Source organism: Methylobacterium sp. C25 (genome assembly GCF_021352225.1).
In the GTDB taxonomy this organism is placed as follows: domain Bacteria; phylum Pseudomonadota; class Alphaproteobacteria; order Rhizobiales; family Beijerinckiaceae; genus Methylobacterium.
This window is the reverse complement of record NZ_JAAUVI010000011.1, coordinates 15,468-32,156: the sequence shown is the minus strand read 5'-3', so window position 1 is coordinate 32,156 and position 16,689 is coordinate 15,468. Positions and strand designations below refer to the sequence as shown.

General features: G+C 68.2%; 13 protein-coding genes. 7 read left to right on the top strand and 6 right to left on the bottom strand.

Translation table 11 applies throughout. The features are described 5' to 3' along the window. Positions 1-7 precede the first annotated feature (7 nt). Positions 8-223, bottom strand: a complete 216-nt coding sequence (locus HCU64_RS20520; protein WP_233386101.1) for a hypothetical protein — start codon at positions 221-223, stop codon at positions 8-10. A 495-nt stretch (positions 224-718) separates the two neighbouring features. Here HCU64_RS20520 and rimP point away from each other — a divergent pair, with 495 nt between their 5' ends. The 7 genes from rimP to truB all read left to right on the top strand — a co-directional run bounded on the left by rimP (position 719) and on the right by truB (position 9,655). After that, positions 719-1,450 carry a ribosome maturation factor RimP gene (rimP, locus tag HCU64_RS20515; RefSeq protein WP_233386100.1) on the top strand — a complete coding sequence of 244 codons (732 nt, stop codon included), beginning with the start codon at positions 719-721 and terminating at the stop codon, positions 1,448-1,450. Between the two features lie 62 nt (positions 1,451-1,512). Then, positions 1,513-3,135 (top strand): transcription termination factor NusA, encoded by a 1,623-nt coding sequence (gene nusA / locus HCU64_RS20510; protein WP_233386099.1) that lies wholly within the window; start codon positions 1,513-1,515, stop codon positions 3,133-3,135. A 19-nt stretch (positions 3,136-3,154) separates the two neighbouring features. After that, positions 3,155-3,952: an RNA-binding protein gene (locus tag HCU64_RS20505; protein ID WP_233386098.1), complete on the top strand. Its 798-nt coding sequence runs from the start codon at positions 3,155-3,157 to the stop codon at positions 3,950-3,952. After that, on the top strand, positions 3,949-6,828 hold the full coding sequence (gene infB, locus HCU64_RS20500; protein ID WP_233386097.1) for a translation initiation factor IF-2: 2,880 nt from the start codon (positions 3,949-3,951) through the stop codon (positions 6,826-6,828). The genes HCU64_RS20505 and infB overlap by 4 nt, the downstream gene beginning before the upstream one ends. 166 nt (positions 6,829-6,994) lie before the next feature. After that, positions 6,995-7,918: a hypothetical protein gene (locus HCU64_RS20495; protein ID WP_233386095.1), complete on the top strand. Its 924-nt coding sequence runs from the start codon at positions 6,995-6,997 to the stop codon at positions 7,916-7,918. 132 nt (positions 7,919-8,050) lie between these two features. Further along, entirely contained in the window at positions 8,051-8,476 is a 426-nt protein-coding gene (rbfA, locus tag HCU64_RS20490; protein WP_233386094.1) for a 30S ribosome-binding factor RbfA, read from the top strand. 120 nt (positions 8,477-8,596) lie between these two features. Then, positions 8,597-9,655, top strand: coding sequence for a tRNA pseudouridine(55) synthase TruB (truB, locus tag HCU64_RS20485; RefSeq protein WP_442785993.1), 1,059 nt, complete (start codon positions 8,597-8,599; stop codon positions 9,653-9,655). Positions 9,656-9,752: 97 nt separating this feature from the next. Here the strand turns inward: truB and HCU64_RS20480 are convergent, their stop codons facing one another. The 5 genes from HCU64_RS20480 to HCU64_RS20460 form a co-directional block, all read right to left on the bottom strand. Next, a complete protein-coding gene (locus HCU64_RS20480) occupies positions 9,753-10,928 on the bottom strand; it encodes a M20 aminoacylase family protein (RefSeq protein WP_233386092.1) in 1,176 nt (391 codons plus the stop codon). An 80-nt stretch (positions 10,929-11,008) separates the two neighbouring features. Further along, on the bottom strand, positions 11,009-11,482 hold the full coding sequence (cueR, locus tag HCU64_RS20475; RefSeq protein ID WP_233386091.1) for a Cu(I)-responsive transcriptional regulator: 474 nt from the start codon (positions 11,480-11,482) through the stop codon (positions 11,009-11,011). Continuing rightward, entirely contained in the window at positions 11,479-13,992 is a 2,514-nt protein-coding gene (locus tag HCU64_RS20470; protein WP_233386090.1) for a heavy metal translocating P-type ATPase, read from the bottom strand. Before HCU64_RS20470 ends, cueR begins: the two co-directional genes overlap by 4 nt. A 23-nt stretch (positions 13,993-14,015) precedes the next feature. Beyond that, positions 14,016-15,323, bottom strand: a complete 1,308-nt coding sequence (locus HCU64_RS20465) for an ATP-binding protein (protein ID WP_233386089.1) — start codon at positions 15,321-15,323, stop codon at positions 14,016-14,018. A 27-nt stretch (positions 15,324-15,350) separates the two neighbouring features. After that, positions 15,351-16,397: a UPF0104 family protein gene (locus HCU64_RS20460; RefSeq protein WP_233386088.1), complete on the bottom strand. Its 1,047-nt coding sequence runs from the start codon at positions 16,395-16,397 to the stop codon at positions 15,351-15,353. Between the last annotated feature and the right edge of the window lie 292 nt (positions 16,398-16,689).

Genomic DNA, 16,689 nt, shown 5'->3' with positions numbered 1-16,689 from the left:
GCGCGTCTCAGCAGAGCGGGCCGCCGGAGGTCTGGCCGTATTGTTTGACCGGCCTCGTCTGCTGATTGGCATTGCCTTCCGCTGCCGAACTCCTGCGACAGCGCTCGTAGTGGGGTCCGTCGTGAACCCCGAGATAGGACCGCTTGTCCGCCTTCCGTGCCGAGGGCTGCGAGAAGTAGTCGTTGAAGCCGAAAGCCATCGCTGATGGGGCAGACACACTCACCAGTATCACCGCAGCACAAATGGCGGTCAATTGCACTCTCATGAATTTCTCCTCGTGAAATCTGGATTAAAATCGGTTGGCGCTCCGACTTTTTATTTGAGTATTACTTTTATATGACAGACTATACGGCGATATGTGCGCAGACACACACCGTAAGTCGGATTAAAGCATCTGCACAATCGGCTGTATTTTGAATATATTTTGAGCAACGGCGCCTTGGATTAACTGGACGTGCGAATAGACGATCACGCATGACGAGCCAGCCAACAGGACGGCCGCGACGTTGAGCGTCCGGGCACCGATCGTCGTCACCGAGATGCCTTGATATTCGACGCGTCTGGCGCTACGTCAGCACCAACATTCTGGTTGCAGTGTCAGGCTGCGGTACGGGAGTGGGTCCCAAAGGACCCGCTCTTTTTTTATTCCGTAACGCACCCGCCTGACGCACGACCGGGATCGAACCCTCTTCACGAGTTCAGGTCTATCGGGCAGGGCATGGCGGACGCTTCCGAGAAGCGGTTGGTGGTCGAGCACGGCGTCGCCGCGAAGGTGGCACGTGTGATCGAGGCCTCGATCGAGGGGCTGGGCTTCCGTCTCGTGCGGGTGAAGGTCACCCCCACGAATGGCTGCACCGTGCAGATCATGGCCGAACGGCCCGACGGCACCATGAGCGTCGATGATTGCGAGACGGTGAGCCGTGCGATCTCGCCGCTCCTCGACCTCGACGACCCGGTGGGCGGCGCCTACTACCTCGAGCTCTCCTCGCCGGGCATCGACAGGCCGCTGGTGCGCGTCTCGGATTTCGAGCGCTGGGCCGGCTACGAGGCGAAGGTCGAGCTCGCCGTACCGCTCGACGGCCGCAAGCGTTTTCGCGGGATCATCGGCGTCCCGAGCGCCGACGGCGCCACCGTGCCGATCCATCTGCCCGACGTGAAGGCCGGCCTGCCGAGCGAGATCGCCCTGCCGCTGCGCGATCTCGCCGAGGCGCATCTCATCCTCACGGACGAGTTGATCCGTGAATCCCTGCGGCGCGACGGCGCGCCGCCCCTGGACGACGAGGATGATGATCACGACGGCGAGACTGAGGAGCCGGTCCGCAAGGTACCGCACAAGCCCGTGCGCCAGAAGAAGACCAAGCCCGTCAAGGCTCCCAAGCCGAAGCCCGACGGCGCCAAACCCGCGATCACCAAGGCCGTCCGGCTCAAGAACCGCGACAGCCTCCACTGACCCTTTGATGACGCCGCGCGAGCGCGGCGAACACGTGACCGACCGAGAGAAGGACCGCCACCATGTCCGTCGTCAGCGCCAACCGGCTTGAACTCCTTCAAATCGCCGAGGCCGTCGCCCGCGAGAAGGTGATCGACCGCGTCATCGTCATCGAGGCGATGGAGGAGGCGATCGCCAAGGCCGCGCGCTCCCGTTACGGAGCCGAGACCGACGTTCATGCCGAAATCGATTCCAAGACCGGCGCTCTGCGTCTGTCGCGCCACCTGCTCGTGGTGGAGGAGGTCGAGAACGACGCCCGTGAGCTGACCGTCGACCAGGCCAAGCGCTACAACCCGGCCGCCCAGGTCGGCGACGTCATCTCCGACACCCTGCCGCCCTTCGATTTCGGCCGCGTCGCCGCCCAGTCGGCCAAGCAGGTCATCGTGCAGAAGGTGCGCGACGCCGAGCGCGCCCGCCAGTACGAGGAGTACAAGGACCGCATCGGCGAGATCCTCAACGGCACCGTCAAGCGGGTCGAGTACGGCAACGTCATCGTCGATCTCGGCCGTGGCGAGGGCATCGTGCGCCGCGACGAGATGATTCCTCGCGAGACGTTCCGGCCGGGGGACCGCATCCGCTCCTACCTGTTCGACGTGCGCTCGGAAGTTCGCGGGCCGCAGATCTTCCTGTCGCGCTCGCATCCGCAATTCATGGCCAAGCTCTTCGGCCAGGAAGTGCCGGAGATCTACGACGGCATCGTCGAGGTGAAGGCGGTGGCCCGCGATCCGGGCTCGCGCGCCAAGATCGCGGTGATCTCCAACGACGGCTCCATCGATCCGGTCGGCGCCTGCGTCGGTATGCGCGGCTCCCGCGTGCAGGCCGTCGTCGGCGAGCTCCAGGGCGAGAAGATCGACATCATCCCGTGGTCGGTCGATCAGGCCACCTTCATCGTCAACGCACTGCAGCCGGCCGAGGTCGTGAAGGTGGTGCTCGACGAGGAGGCCGACCGCATCGAGGTTGTGGTGCCGGACGACCAGCTCTCGCTGGCCATCGGCCGCCGCGGCCAGAACGTGCGCCTCGCCTCCCAGCTCACCGGCTGGGACATCGACATCATGACCGAGGCCGAGGAATCCGAGCGCCGTCAGAAGGAATTCGCCGAGCGCACGCAGGTCTTCATGGAGGCACTCGACGTCGACGAGACCGTCGGCCAGCTGCTCGCGGCGGAAGGCTTCCGCAACGTCGAGGAAGTCGCCTATGTCGAGCCGTCCGAGCTCGCCAACATCCAGGGCCTCGACGAGGAAACCGGCAACGAGATCCAGGCCCGCGCCCAGGATTACCTCGCCCGCATCGAGGCGGAGCACGATGCGCGCCGCGTCGAGCTCGGCGTCGAGGACGAGCTTCGCGAGATCGAGGGCATCACCACGCCGATGATGGTGGCGCTCGGCGAGAACGAGGTGAAGAACGTCGAGGATCTCGCTGGCTGCGCCACCGACGACCTCGTCGGTTACACCGAGGGCCGTGGCCCCGAGGCCGTTCGCCATGCCGGCTTCCTCGACGGGTTCGAGCTGTCCCGCACCGAGGCCGAGGCCCTGATCATGGCCGCCCGCCTTAAGGCAGGCTGGATCGAGGCGCTGCCGGAGCCGGAAGCCGAGGCGGTCGAAGGCGAGGAGGCCGAGCAAGCCGCCGAGCCGCAGCCGGCCGCCTGAGGAGGGATGCCGAACCAAGATGGTCGAGGCGATCGACAGCGAAGTGGACGTCGAGCTCGACCCCGGTCCCAACCGGGGGCGGCAAGGTGCCGAGCGCACCTGCATCGTCACGCGTGAGGCCAAGCCCCCACGCAAGATGATCCGCTTCGTTCTGTCGCCCGACGGCCAAGTCGTTCCTGACCTGCGCGCCCGGCTCCCCGGCCGCGGCGCCTGGGTCAGCGGCACGCGCGAGGCCGTCGAGACCGCCCTGAAGCGGCGGCTGTTTCGGCGTGCATTCAAGAACGAGCGGGCCGACGCCGCACCCGACACGGCCGATCGGATCGCCGAGGGATTGCGCACGGACCTGCGTCAGGCCATTGCCATGGCGAACAAATCCGGCTGTGTGGTCATGGGCTTCGGCAAGGTCGAGGCCGAGATTGGCGGCCGCACCGGCGTAGCCGCCGTGATCCATGCCTCGGACGGAGCTGCGGACGGCCGACGCAAGATCGGCCAAGCCTTGCGTCGACGTCAGGGCGACTCCACCTATGTAGTCCCGATCATCGACGACCTGTCCGAAGACGAATTGGACATGGCCTTGGGTCGGGATCATGTGATACACGCTGCGCTCGTCGCGGGGGCTGGCACGACCGGTTGTCTCGCGCGTTGGCGTCGGCTCCGTGCTTTTGAGGGCGCGGCGACGGTGTTCGCGGAGGCACACCCGGCTCAGGCCGGCGCACCCGCCTCCGATCCGCACGACGATGAGACGATGGACCGGCCCGTTGACGCGGGACTGCCGGTCGACGGGACGATGCAAACCCCCAGGGTTGGGACTGAATGAGCGATACGAAGACACCGGGCGACAAGACGCAGAACAGGGCGCCGGCAAAGCCCCTGACGCTGAAGCGCCCGATCGAGCAGGGCACGGTTCGCCAGAGCTTCTCCCATGGCCGCTCCAAGTCGGTCCTGGTCGAGACGGTCAAGCGCCGCACGATCGGTGCGGCACCCGCACCGGCTGCGCCGACGCGCGAGGCTCCGGCTGCGCCGCCGCCCCGTCCGGCCGCCCCGGCTTCTGCCGCGCCCGCCGCACGGCCTCAGGCTGCCCGGCCGGGCTCTGGCTCCGGCATGGTGCTGCGCACGCTGAGCGATTCCGAGCGTGAGGCGCGCGACCGCGCCCTCGCCGAGTCTCAGAAGCGCGAGCAGGAGATGCGCGCGCTGGCCGATGCCGAGAGGCAGGCACGCCGTGAGCGCGAGGAGGCCAGCCAGCGCGAGCGGGAGGCCGCCGAGGCCCGCCGTCGCGAAGAGGAAGACCGCCGCAAGCAGGACGACGAGCATCGCCGCCGCGCCTCCGACGAGTTGCGCCGCCGCTCCGAGGACGAGGTGGCCCGCACGGCTCCGGCTGAGGCTGCGCAGGAGGCCCCGGCTCGCACCGCACCGCCCGCCGCCACGCCTCCGCGCCCAGCCGCCGCTACGCCGGCGCGTCCGGCCGCAGCTGCAGCCGCGACGGCGCGCCCCGTGGCGCCACGGCCGCCGGTGACCCCTGCAGCTCCCGCCGAGCCGCGCCGTACGATCACGGCCGAGGTGCGCAAGCCGCGCGACCTCAATTTCATGGCCCGCCCGGCACCGGCGCCCGAGCCCGAGCGCTCGGCCACGCCGACGACGGCGCGCCAGACCGACGGCGTCACCGTGACCCGTCCGGCCCGTTCGGGAGCCACGGCCGCCGAGGAGGAGCCCGAGACCAAGCGGGTAATCCGCCGTCCCGGCATGCCGCTCAAGATCATCACGCCGCCCAAGACTCCGAAGTCGCCGGGTGGCGACCGCAACCGCGGCCGCCTGACCATCGCCAACGCGACCTCGGGCGAGGAGGAGCGCACCCGTTCCGTCGCCTCGTTCCGCCGTCGCCAGCAGCGCATGAGCGGCCATCGGCACGATGAGCCGAAGGAGAAGATTGCCCGCGAGGTGATCATCCCCGAGACGATCACCATCCAGGAACTCGCCAACCGCATGTCGGAGCGGGCCGTGGACGTGATCCGTCTGCTGATGAAGCAGGGCGAGATCCACAAGATCACCGACGTGATCGACTCGGATTCCGCGCAGCTCATCGCCGAGGAGATGGGCCACACCGTCAAGCGCGTCGCCGAATCCGACGTCGAGGAAGGTCTCAGCTCGGAGGAGCCGGATCTCGAGGAGGATCTGGAGCCGCGTCCGCCGGTCGTGACCATCATGGGCCACGTTGACCACGGCAAGACCTCGCTGCTCGACGCGATCCGCAAGGCGAACGTCGTGGAGGGCGAGGCCGGTGGCATCACCCAGCATATCGGTGCCTACCAGGTCGCGGCGCCCTCGGGCGACCTCCTGACCTTCATCGACACCCCGGGCCACGCGGCCTTCACCTCCATGCGCGCCCGCGGCGCCAAGGTGACGGACATCGTCGTGCTCGTGGTGGCGGCCGATGACGGCGTCATGCCCCAGACGGTCGAGGCGATCGCGCATGCCAAGGCGGCAGGCGTCCCGCTGATCATCGCGATCAACAAGATCGACAAGGCGGATGCGAACCCGCAACGGGTCCGCACCGAGCTGCTGCAGCACGACATCCAGGTCGAGTCGATGGGCGGCGAGACGCTGGAATTCGAGGTCTCGGCCAAGACCGGCGACGGCCTTCCCGAACTTCTCGAGGGCCTGCAGCTCCAGGCCGAGATCATGAACCTGCGCGCCAACGAGCAGCGCGACGGCGAAGGCACCGTGATCGAGGCTCAGCTCGACCGTGGCCGCGGCCCGGTCGCCACCGTGCTCGTGCAGCGCGGCACGTTGTTCACCGGCGACATCGTCGTGGCCGGTGCCGAATGGGGTCGCGTGCGCGCTCTCATCGACGACAAGGGTGCCCACATCCCGTATGCGGGGCCGTCGGTCCCCGTCGAGGTGCTTGGCTTCAACGGCACGCCGGATGCCGGCGAGCGCGTCGTCGTGGTTCCGAACGAGGCCCGCGCCCGCGAGGTCGCGGAGTACCGCGCCAGGATCAAGCGCGACCGCATGACGGCCCGCACCGGCGGTGCCAACCGCTCGCTCGTCGACATGATGCGCGAGGCCAAGGAAGGCATCGGCCGCCGGGAGCTGCCGGTCGTCATCAAGGGCGACGTGCAGGGCTCGGTCGAGGCAATTGTCGGCGCGCTCGGTAAGATCGGCAACGACGAGGTCTCTGCTCGCATCCTGCATGCAGGCGTCGGCGGCATCACCGAGTCCGACATTACCCTGGCCGACGCCTCGAAGGCCGTGGTCATCGGCTTCAACGTTCGCGCCCACAAGGAGGCCCGCGAGGCCGCCGAGCGCTCGCAGGCCGAGATCCGCTACTACAGCATCATCTACGACCTCGTGGACGACATCAAAGACACGCTGTCGGGCATGCTGCCGCCGACCCTCCGCGAGGAGAAGCTCGGCGAGGCTCAGATCCTGCAGATCTTCGACGTGTCGAAGGTCGGCAAGATCGCCGGTTGCCGCGTCACGGACGGCATGGTCCAGCGCGGCGCCCATATTCGCCTGATCCGCGACAGCGTCGTGATCTACGACGGCAAGCTCTCGCAGCTGAAGCGCCTCAAGGACGACGCCAAGGAGGTCGGCTCCGGCTACGAGTGCGGTATGTCTTTCGAGAACTTCCAGGACATGCGCGCCGGCGATCAGATCGAGTGTTATCGGGTCGAAGAGATCCGCAGGACGCTCTGATATCGAGCGCCGCGTCTTAACCACAGATCGAGAAAATGAGGGGCCGCTGCGGATGCAGCGGCCCCTTTACATTGTCTTTACCAAGTCTTCGAGGCTACTTCTGCGTGTAAGCTGACGAGCGACCGACCAGATCGTGCTCCGTTTGGCCTCGTGGGATGCCTCTACAATGCTGAACGCCTACGTCCTCGGCCGCGCCTTCAGCGACGGGAAGTATCGCAAGATCTTCCGTGAGCGCCTCAGCGAGCCGCTGCACCTGAATGTGCTGTCGCTCTGCGTGGCTTTGCTCGGCTCCTATCGCGCTAAGGTCGAGTTCGACCTGATGGTGCGTCAGCAATACGCCTTCCCGGTTCTTTACGCCGCAGATCAGGCGAAGAAGCTCGGCCTCTCCAAGATCGTCGTCCTCGAATTCGGCGTGGCCAGCGGCGCGGGACTGATGAATCTCTGCGAGCTCGCCGCACGCACGGAGGAGGAGACCGGCGTCGCGATCGAGGTGGTGGGTTTCGATACGGGCACCGGAATGCCGCCGGCCGTCGATTACCGCGACCTGCCGGAATACTTCCAGGAGGGCGATTTCCCGATGGATTTCGAGGCGCTGCGCCAGGCCTTGCCGTCGCGCTGCCGTCTCGTCATCGGACCCGTCGACCAGACGATCCCCGACTTCCTCGCCGCCGTCACCGACGACGCCCCGATCGGCTTCGTATCCGTCGATGTCGACTACTACTCTTCCGCCAAGCAGACCCTGCCGATCCTGACGGGCCGCCCCGCGCAGTACCTTCCGATTACGCCGGTCTATCTCGACGACGTCGCGATGGACGGCGCGAATCCCTGGAATGGAGAGCTACTGGCAATCGCCGAGTTCAACGCGGCGCAGACGTTGCGCAAGGTCGCGCCCTTCACGCTGCTGCGCTCGAAGCGAATCTTCAAGAATGCCGGGTGGATCGACCGGATGTACGCGGCGCACATTCACGATCATCCCGCGCGCACGCCAGCCACCGCGAAACGCGCGGAGAAGGCTCTTATCCGCAACGAATATCTGCGCTACAAGGCGCCGATTCAGCCGCAACTCGGCTCGAACCGCGCCCGGGCCTGAAGGCTCGGGAGCCGCGAAGAGCGCTTCTGCGGCTACACTCCGCTCGCCATCGCAGCGTTGGTCCGAAGCCGACAGGCTTCCGGGCTGCGCCGTTTTGGCGTTGTGGGGCGGCAGCCACATCAACCGAGACAGATGCCCCAGAGACCCAATCAGTCCGGCCCCTCTCAGCGACAGCAGCGCGTCGCGGAACTCGTGCGCCACGCGCTCGCCGAGGTGCTTCAACGCGGCGACGTCCAGGACCCGGTGCTCGCCTCGCACGTCATCACGATCCCCGAAGTGCGGATGTCGCCGGACCTCAAGATCGCGACCGCCTACGTCATGCCTCTCGGCGGCCAGGACGAGACGCCGGTGATCCAGGCGCTGGAGCGCAACAAGAAGATCCTGCGCCAGGAGGTTGCGCGCCGCGTGAACCTCAAATTCGCGCCGGACCTGCGCTTCCGCCGCGACGAAACATTCGACGAGGCCTCACGGATCGATTCGCTCCTGCGCAGCGAGAAGGTCCAGCGGGATCTCACCGGGTCTGATCCGGACGAACCCGAAACCGAATCCGGGCATTGATCCCGAGCTGATCTGCTCGGAGACGCGCCGTCATCGCCACTCTTGCGACGCCCCGAAGCATCTCGCAGCCAAAAGGCAGCGGGCGCCGGGGACGTCGCTTCGTCATCGATCGAGGACATCATGCAGGACGAAACCCTCGGGCAATCGGCGCCCCCCCGCATGCCCAGCGCGGCCGAAGCGCGCGGCGCGGAGCGAGGCCCTGGCGAAGGACGCCGTGACGGCCGCCGTCCGCAGCGCGGAGCCCCGCGGCCCGATCGGCCGAAGAAGAAGGACGTCAGCGGCTGGGTGATCCTCGACAAGGGCATCGGCATGACCTCGACCCACGCCGTCGCCGTGGTGAAGCGGGTCTTCAACGCCAAAAAGGCCGGCCATGCCGGTACCCTCGATCCGCTGGCCTCCGGCATCCTGCCGATCGCGCTCGGCGAGGCGACCAAGACCGTCCCCTTCGTGATGGACGGCCGCAAGGCCTACCGCTTCACGGTGCAATGGGGCGTCGAGACCGATACGGACGACGCGGAGGGCCGACCCGTCGCGACGAGCGACATGCGGCCGACCCGTGAGCAGGTCGAGGCGGCGCTGCCATCCTTCGTCGGCACGATCCAGCAGGTCCCGCCGCGCTATTCGGCGATCAAGATCCAGGGCGAACGCGCCTACGACCTCGCCCGCGACGGCGAGGTGGTGGAGCTTGTCGCGCGCGAGGTGCAGATCGACCATCTCTCGGTGATCGAGCATGACGGCGAGCGCACGGTGATCGCGGCCGAATGCGGCAAGGGCACCTATGTCCGGGCCATCGCGCGCGACCTCGGCCGCATGCTCGGCTGCCACGGTCATATCGCGGCCCTGCGCCGCACTCGCGTTGGCCCCTTCGTCGAAGAGGCCTCTTGCAGCATCCCGTCGCTCGAAGAGGCCGGCGCGGAGGGCGTCGCCGCCCATCTTCAACCCGTCGAGACGGCGCTCGACCAGATTCCCTCGGTGGCGATCTCGCGCGACATGGCGCTGCGCCTGATGCGCGGCCAGCCGGTGATCCTGCGCGGGCGCGACGCACCGGTGGAGGGGAAGGCGTTCGCGACCTGCGGTGGCGTGCTGGTGGCGGTGGGCAATGTCGAGCGCGGCGAATTGGTGCCGCACCGCGTTTTCCATCTCGGCGGAACCGCGCCGCAGCGGTTGGGCGACGCGTAGAACGCCGCACTGCGATCGAGGCCGAGCGTTCCAGGGTCCGACACGCGCATTCGGCGCGTCGGCTCTGGCTCGCTTGCCGGCGCGTCCAGGTAGTGGGTTAGGGATGGGTGACGGGCAAGGCCGTCTCGATCAACCGTGCCCACAAGGATGCCCCGTAAGGCGCGGCCTCGTCGCAGAAATCGTATTCCGGGTGATGCAGGCCGGCCGAGGGGCCGTTGCCCAGGAAGATGTAGGCGCCAGGCCGCTCCTGCAGCATGTAGGCGAAGTCCTCGGCCGCCATCATCGGCGCGACGTCCCGGTCCACCGCCTCGTCGCCGACCACCTGCGCTGCGACGTCGGCCATGAAGCCCGTCTCGGCCACGTGGTTCTCGGTGACGGGATAGCCGCCGTCGAAGACGATCTCGGATTCTGCGCCGAAGGCCGCAGCGACGCCCGTCACGATGGCCTCGATCCGCTCGCGCATCATCGCACGGCACTCGGCCGTGAGGGCGCGTATGGTGCCGCGCAAGATCGCCTCCGAGGGCAGCACGTTGAAGGTCTCGCCCGCATCGACGTGGCAGACGGAGACCACCGCCGAATCGAGCGGTGACACCGTCCGCGAGACGACCGACTGCAGGGCGACGATGGTGTGGGCCGCCACCAGCACGCTGTCGACGGCCTTGTGGGGCAGGGCGGCATGCCCACCCTTCCCGTGCACGGTGATGGTGAAGCGGTCGGTCGAGGCCATGATCGGACCAGACCGGATCGCGAAGGTACCGAGCGGCTGGTTCGGGATGTTGTGGAGGCCGTAGACCGCCTCGACGCCGAAGCGCTCCATCATGCCGTCCGCGACCATCGCCGCGCCGCCACCGCCGCCTTCCTCCGCGGGCTGGAAGATCAGCACGGCGCTGCCGTCGAAATCCCGGGTCTCCGTGAGGTACTTGGCGGCGCCGAGGAGCATGGCGGTGTGCCCGTCATGGCCGCAAGCATGCATCTTTCCCGGCACCGTCGAGCGGTACGGCAGGTCGCGCACCTCCTGGATCGGCAGCGCGTCCATGTCGGCGCGCAGGCCGATCGCGCGGTTCGAGCCGTGCGCCCGTCCGCGGATCACGCCGACGACGCCGGTGCGTCCGATGCCGGTGGCGACCTCGTCGCAGCCGAAGGCGCGCAGCTTCTCGGCGACGAACCCGGCAGTGCGGTGCACGTCGTATTGAAGCTCCGGATGCGCATGGAGATCGTGCCGCCAGGCGGCGATCTCATCCGCGAAGCCGGCAATCCGGTCGATGATGGGCATCGGGTCTCGTCATTGTCGCGAGGCACGTCGCGGCCCCGCCTTTCATCCAGCAAACAGGAGGCCAAGACCCGGGTCAATGCTCAAGCTTGGGCGGAGGACCGGCCGCGAGGTCGCTTTGCCGACTGCGAAATCTGGTCCGAACGCTCGACCGGGCCAGCGGCGAGATCGTCGAGGATCGGACAATCCGGACGGCTGTCGCCGCAGCAGCGTTCTGCCAGATCGGTGAGCGTGCGGGCCATGCTTTCGAGCTCGGCGATGCGCCGGCGCAGATCCGCGACATGGGCCTGCGCCACCGCCTTCACGCCGGCGCTGGCCCGCGAGCGGTCGTGCCAGAGCGCCAGAAGCTCGGCGATCTCCGGCATCGAGAAGCCGAGATCGCGCGCCCGGCGCACGAAGCGCAGGGCGTGCAGCTCGCTCTCGCCGTAGACGCGGTAGCCGGAAGCCGTCCGCTCGGCGGCGCCGAGCAGGCCCGTCTCCTCGTAGTAGCGGATCATCTTGGCCGAGACGCCGGTCGCCCGCGCTGCCTCGCCGATGGTGACCGATTGCGCGCTCATGCCGCCCGCTCCAGCCCCGCGCGCCGCAGGCGCAGCGCGTTCATCACGACGAAGATGCTGGAGAGCGCCATGGCGCCTGCCGCCGCGATCGGGGACAGGGTCGGGACGCCTGCCACCGCGAGCGCGCCCGCCGCCGCGGGGATCAGCGCCACGTTATAGGCGAAGGCCCAAAAGAGGTTCTGACGGATGTTCGCCATCGTTGCCCGCGAGAGCGCGATCGCTTCCTCGACGCCGCGCAGCGCGCCCGACATGAGCACCACGTCGGCACTCTCGATCGCCACGTCCGTACCGCTGCCGATGGCGATGCCCACCTCCGCCTCGGCAAGCGCCGGAGCATCGTTGATGCCGTCGCCGACGAAGGCGATGGCACCGTGTGTCCTACGCAGCTCCTTCAGGGCCTTCACCTTTCCATCCGGAAGCACCTCGGCCGCGACGGCATCGATGCCGAGCGTGTCGGCGACGGCGCGGGCCGTCCGCTGGTCATCGCCGGTGATCATCGCGACGGTGAGGCCGCTGGCTTTCAGCGAGCGCAGGACGGCCGCGGCGTCGGCACGAACCGGATCGGTCACCGCGATCAGGGCAGCCAAACGCCCGTCGATCGCCGCGTAGAGAGGGCTGCGGCCGGAGCGGCCGAGCCTCTCGGCCTCGGCGTCGAGATCCGACGTCGCGATCCCGAGTTGATCCATCCAGCGCTTCGCACCGACAGCGACGCTCCGGCCAGCGACGCGCCCCTTCACTCCGTATCCCGCAACGGATTCGAAGGCGTCCACAGCGGGAACAGCCCCGTTCTCACGTGCCGCATCGACGATGGCACGGGCGATCGGGTGCTCGGACCGGGCTTCCACCGCACCTGCCGCGGCGAGCACGTCATTCCGCGAAAAGCCCTCGGCGGTCATGAGGTCGGTCAGGCGCGGGCCGCCCTCCGTTAGGGTGCCGGTCTTGTCGAAGGCGATCACTTTCACGCTGCCCAGCGCCTGAAGCGCGCTGCCCTGGCGGAAAAGCACGCCGCGCTCCGCCGCACGTCCGGTCCCGACCATGATCGACATCGGCACGGCGAGTCCCATGGCGCAGGGGCAGGCGATGACGAGCACGGCGATGGCATGGACGATCGCCGACCCGAGCGCCGGGCTCGGTGCGAAGGCCAGCCAGGCGAGGACGGTGGCTGCGGCAACCGCCAGCACGGCCGGCACGAAACGGGCAGTGATGCGGTCGACCAGCGCCTGGACCGGCAGCTTGCCGCCCTGCGCGTCCTCCACCATGCGCGCAATCTGCGCGAGCAGCGTATCGGAGCCGACCTTCTCGACCTCGAGGTCGAACCCGCCGGAGGTGTTGAGTGTACCGCCGATGGTGGCATCGCCGTGCTCACGCCGGATCGGCTCGGCCTCGCCGGTCACCATGCTCTCGTCGATCCAGGATGCTCCGTCGACGATGCGGCCGTCCGCCGGAATGCGCTCGCCGGGGCGGACGCGCACCCGGTCACCGACGGACAGCGACGCGACCGGAACCTCCTGCTCCCCGCCGTCCCGGATCACCCGCGCCGTCTTCGGCGCGAGGTCGAGCAAGCGGGTGATCGCCGCGCCGGTGCGGCCGCGAGATCGGGCTTCTAGGGCACGCCCGAGCAGGATCAGCGTGACGATGAGGACGCTCGCCTCGAAATAGAGGTTGGCCCCCTCCGCCGGCAGCAGGCCCGGCGCCAGAACGGCGACCATCGAGGCGATGTAGGCCGCTCCGGCGCCGAGCGCGACGAGCGCGTTCATGTCGGGATGCCCGCGCAGCAGGCCGGGCAGGCCGACCCGGAAGAAGCGGCGACCGGGCCACGCGAGAACCGCCGTCGCGAGAATGGCTTGAAGCACGGCGTTGCCGTGGTGCCCGAGCCATCCGGCGATCAGCTCATGGAAGCCCGGCACGATGTGCCCTCCCATGTCGAGCAGCACCACCGGCGTCGCGAGGAGCGCTGCGAGCGTGACATCCCGCCAGAGCTGCGTCGTCTCGCGCGCCTGTCGCTCCTGGCGCTCGGGCGTGACGCCAGTTGCGTCGTCAACGGTACGCGGCTCATAGCCCGCCGCCCTGACTGCCTCTTCGACCGTCGACAGGGCGAGCGTGCCGGCGGCGTGGCGCAGCTCCGCGCGCCCCGTCGCGAGGTTCACGCTGGCCTGTGTCACACCAGGGAGGGCCCCAAGCGCTCGCTCGACCCGTCCGACACAGGAAGCGCAGGTCATGCCGTCGATGCCGATGGCGGTCGTCGCCTCCGGCACGGTGTAGCCGCTCTCCGCGACCGCCTGCACCACCCGGTGAGCCGGCAGGTCGGCCGGAACGGTCAGGCCAGCCTTGCCGGTGGCGAGGTTGACCGAAACGTCGCGCGCTTCGGGCAGGGATGCGAGCGCCCGTTCGACGCGGCCGACGCAGGAAGCACAGCTCAATCCCTCGACGGGGAAGCTGAGGGCGGCGCGCGGTCGAACGGGCTCGACGGTGGCCGGATGAATCAGGGGGAATTCGGTTCTCGCATCCATGCCCGCTCAGATGGGGCTTCCCATCATGGGAAGGTCAAGAGCGGGTGTGACGGATTCATGGATCGCGGGTCTGCCCTGTCGCCGGGACGATGCTCGGGCAGCACCACGCGCATGATCGTGCCCCGCTCGAGTTCACTCTCGACCGCGAGACGGCCGCGGTGCCGGTTGAGAGTATGCTTCACGATCGCCAGCCCGAGACCGGTGCCGCCCTGCTGCCGGCTCGACGCAGTATCGATGCGGTAGAAGCGCTCTGTCAGCCGCGGGATGTGCTCCGGCGCGATGCCGGGACCCTGGTCGCGCACGGAGAGAACGAGGTGCGCAGGACGGCTGTCCGACCCCTCTTCGCGCTCGAGGCTAACCTCGACCAGGCCGCCGCCTCCGCCGTATTTCAGTGCATTCTCGACGAGGTTCTCGATGACGCGCAACAGTTCGTCGCGGTCCCCGAGCACTGGAAACGACCCTTCCGGGGCGTGAAGCGTCAGGGCGATGCCCCGCTCCGCCGCGAGCGGCGCTTTCTCGTCCACGAGCTGCCGTGCAATCCGCCGCAGGTCGACGAGCTGCGTCGGCGGCACGTGCTCGCGCAGTTCGATGCGCGAGAGCGAGAGCAGGTCGTCGATCAGCCGGGTCATGCGCTGCGCCTGTGTGCGCATGATGCCGAGGAACTGCTCGCGGGCGCGCTCGTCGTCGCGCGCGGGCCCCTGAAGGGTCTCGATGAAGCCGGAGAGCGAGGCCAGCGGCGTGCGCAACTCGTGGCTGGCATTGGCGACGAAGTCGACCCGCATGGTCTCGAGGCGGCGCGCCTCCGTCAGGTCGCGCAGGAAGAGCACGACGTTCGGTTGTCCAACCTCGGGCGCGTCGGCCATCGGCAGCGCGCCAATCTGCACCTCGAAGGCGCGTTCGGTCGGAACGCGGGTGACGTAGTTCGTCTTCAATGGCTCGCCGCTCTGCAGGACCTGCTCGATCCCATCGAGCACGTCCGGCGAACGCAGGGCGAAGGAGAGGGGGTGGCGCAGCTTCAGACCACGCAGCAACTCGCGTGCCGCCGCGTTCGCCTCCAGTACGACGATGCGGCGGTCCACCAGGATCACCGGGTCGGGAATGTTGGCGAGTAGCGATTCGGCCACCGAATGGCGCTCGCGGCGCTCGGTTTCCTGCGGTGTCGCGACGATGGGCGAGCCGGAGCGGCTCAGAAGCGCCCCGGCGACGAGCGCGATGGAAGCGCCGAGGAGAAAGACGATGTCGACGGTGCCCTCGATCAGGGCGACCACGCCGAAGATCAGCGTGGCTACGGAAGCGCCGGAGACGGCGGATCGGCGGATCGAACCGGGCATCGTCAGCTCAGGCGCGCTCGGGGAGCATCACGGATCGTTGGCGGCGCGGCGACGGCGCAGGCGCTTTCCCGCCTCGTAGATGCCGAGCATGGCGAGCGCCACCAGGAACGGCACGAGGTAGTAGCAGACCCGGAAGAGCAGCAGCGAGCCCAGCACCTCTCCCCGCGGCAGGCTCGACATGGCGAGCATGATCGTCGCCTCGAAGACACCCGCGCCCCCCGGCACGTTGGAAGCGATGCCGAGCATGGCGGCGAGGACGTAGATCGCCACGAAGGTCGAAAAGCCGAGCGTCAGCTCGGGCGGCATCAGCACGTAGAGAACGGCAGCCGCAGCGCAGACGTCGCCGATGCCCACCAGCATCTGGGTGAACGACACCGTGGCACCGGGGAGCTCGAGCCGCCAATGCTTCACGGTGATGTAGCGCCGCTTGATCGAGACCCAGATCAGATATCCGACCACCGAGAACAGGGCCGCGACGCCGACGCCCTGGTTCACGCGGATGCTGGTGAAGGCGAGCCCGGCGAGTTGGCCCGCCTCGACAACGAGGCTGAGGCCGAGCACGACGCCCATGCCGAGCCAGAAGGTGAAGCCGGCGATCACGGTGAGTGCCGCGATCTTCGCCGCCGAGAGGCCGCGGCTCGAATAGACCCAGTAGCGGATCGTACCTGCCGTGAAGAGCGGGAAGCCCAGGGTGAAGCTCACCGCGTAACTCGTGAAGGAGGCGAGCGCGGTAATCCTGTAGGGCACCTTCAGCCGGAGCTGCTTGAGCGCCAGCGCGTCATAGAAGGTGAGGAAGAAGTAGCTGATCGCGACGAAGCCGAACGCCACACCGAGCTGCGCACCGCCCACGCCGGTAAGGGCTGCGCTGAGCTTGGCCCAGGTGATCTCCTCGGACAGCTTCCAGAGCACCACGGCGGAGACGGCGAGCAGCAGCAGGCTCGCGCACGTGCCGATCCAGGCATAGTGCCGCTTGAACGCGCTCTTCTTCGCCTCGCCCGAGCCGGCGGCATCGGCATGCGACGCATCCACGGCTTCGGCTCCGGCGAGATCCTTTCGCTTTTCGACGAAGTTCATCTGGAAAGGCGTCCGCCTCGCTGGTCGCTCGCCCTTATGTTGGAACGCGGGTCGTCCCGAGCTGTGGCCCGCTCAGGGCATGTAGGCTGATCGTCCGGCAAAGGCCAGGGACGGCCGGGTCGCGGAGGGGAGCGCGTGTGTATGACGACGGGTCTCCCGATCGGTCTCAGCCGCGCTCACCGCGCAAGATCATCCGTGACCCCGGTAGGCCGGCATGGATGCGCCCGGGAACGCTCGGCGAGATGCAGCCATCGGTCGGGCTTTTCGCGCGTCTCTGCAATCAGCGCGGGCT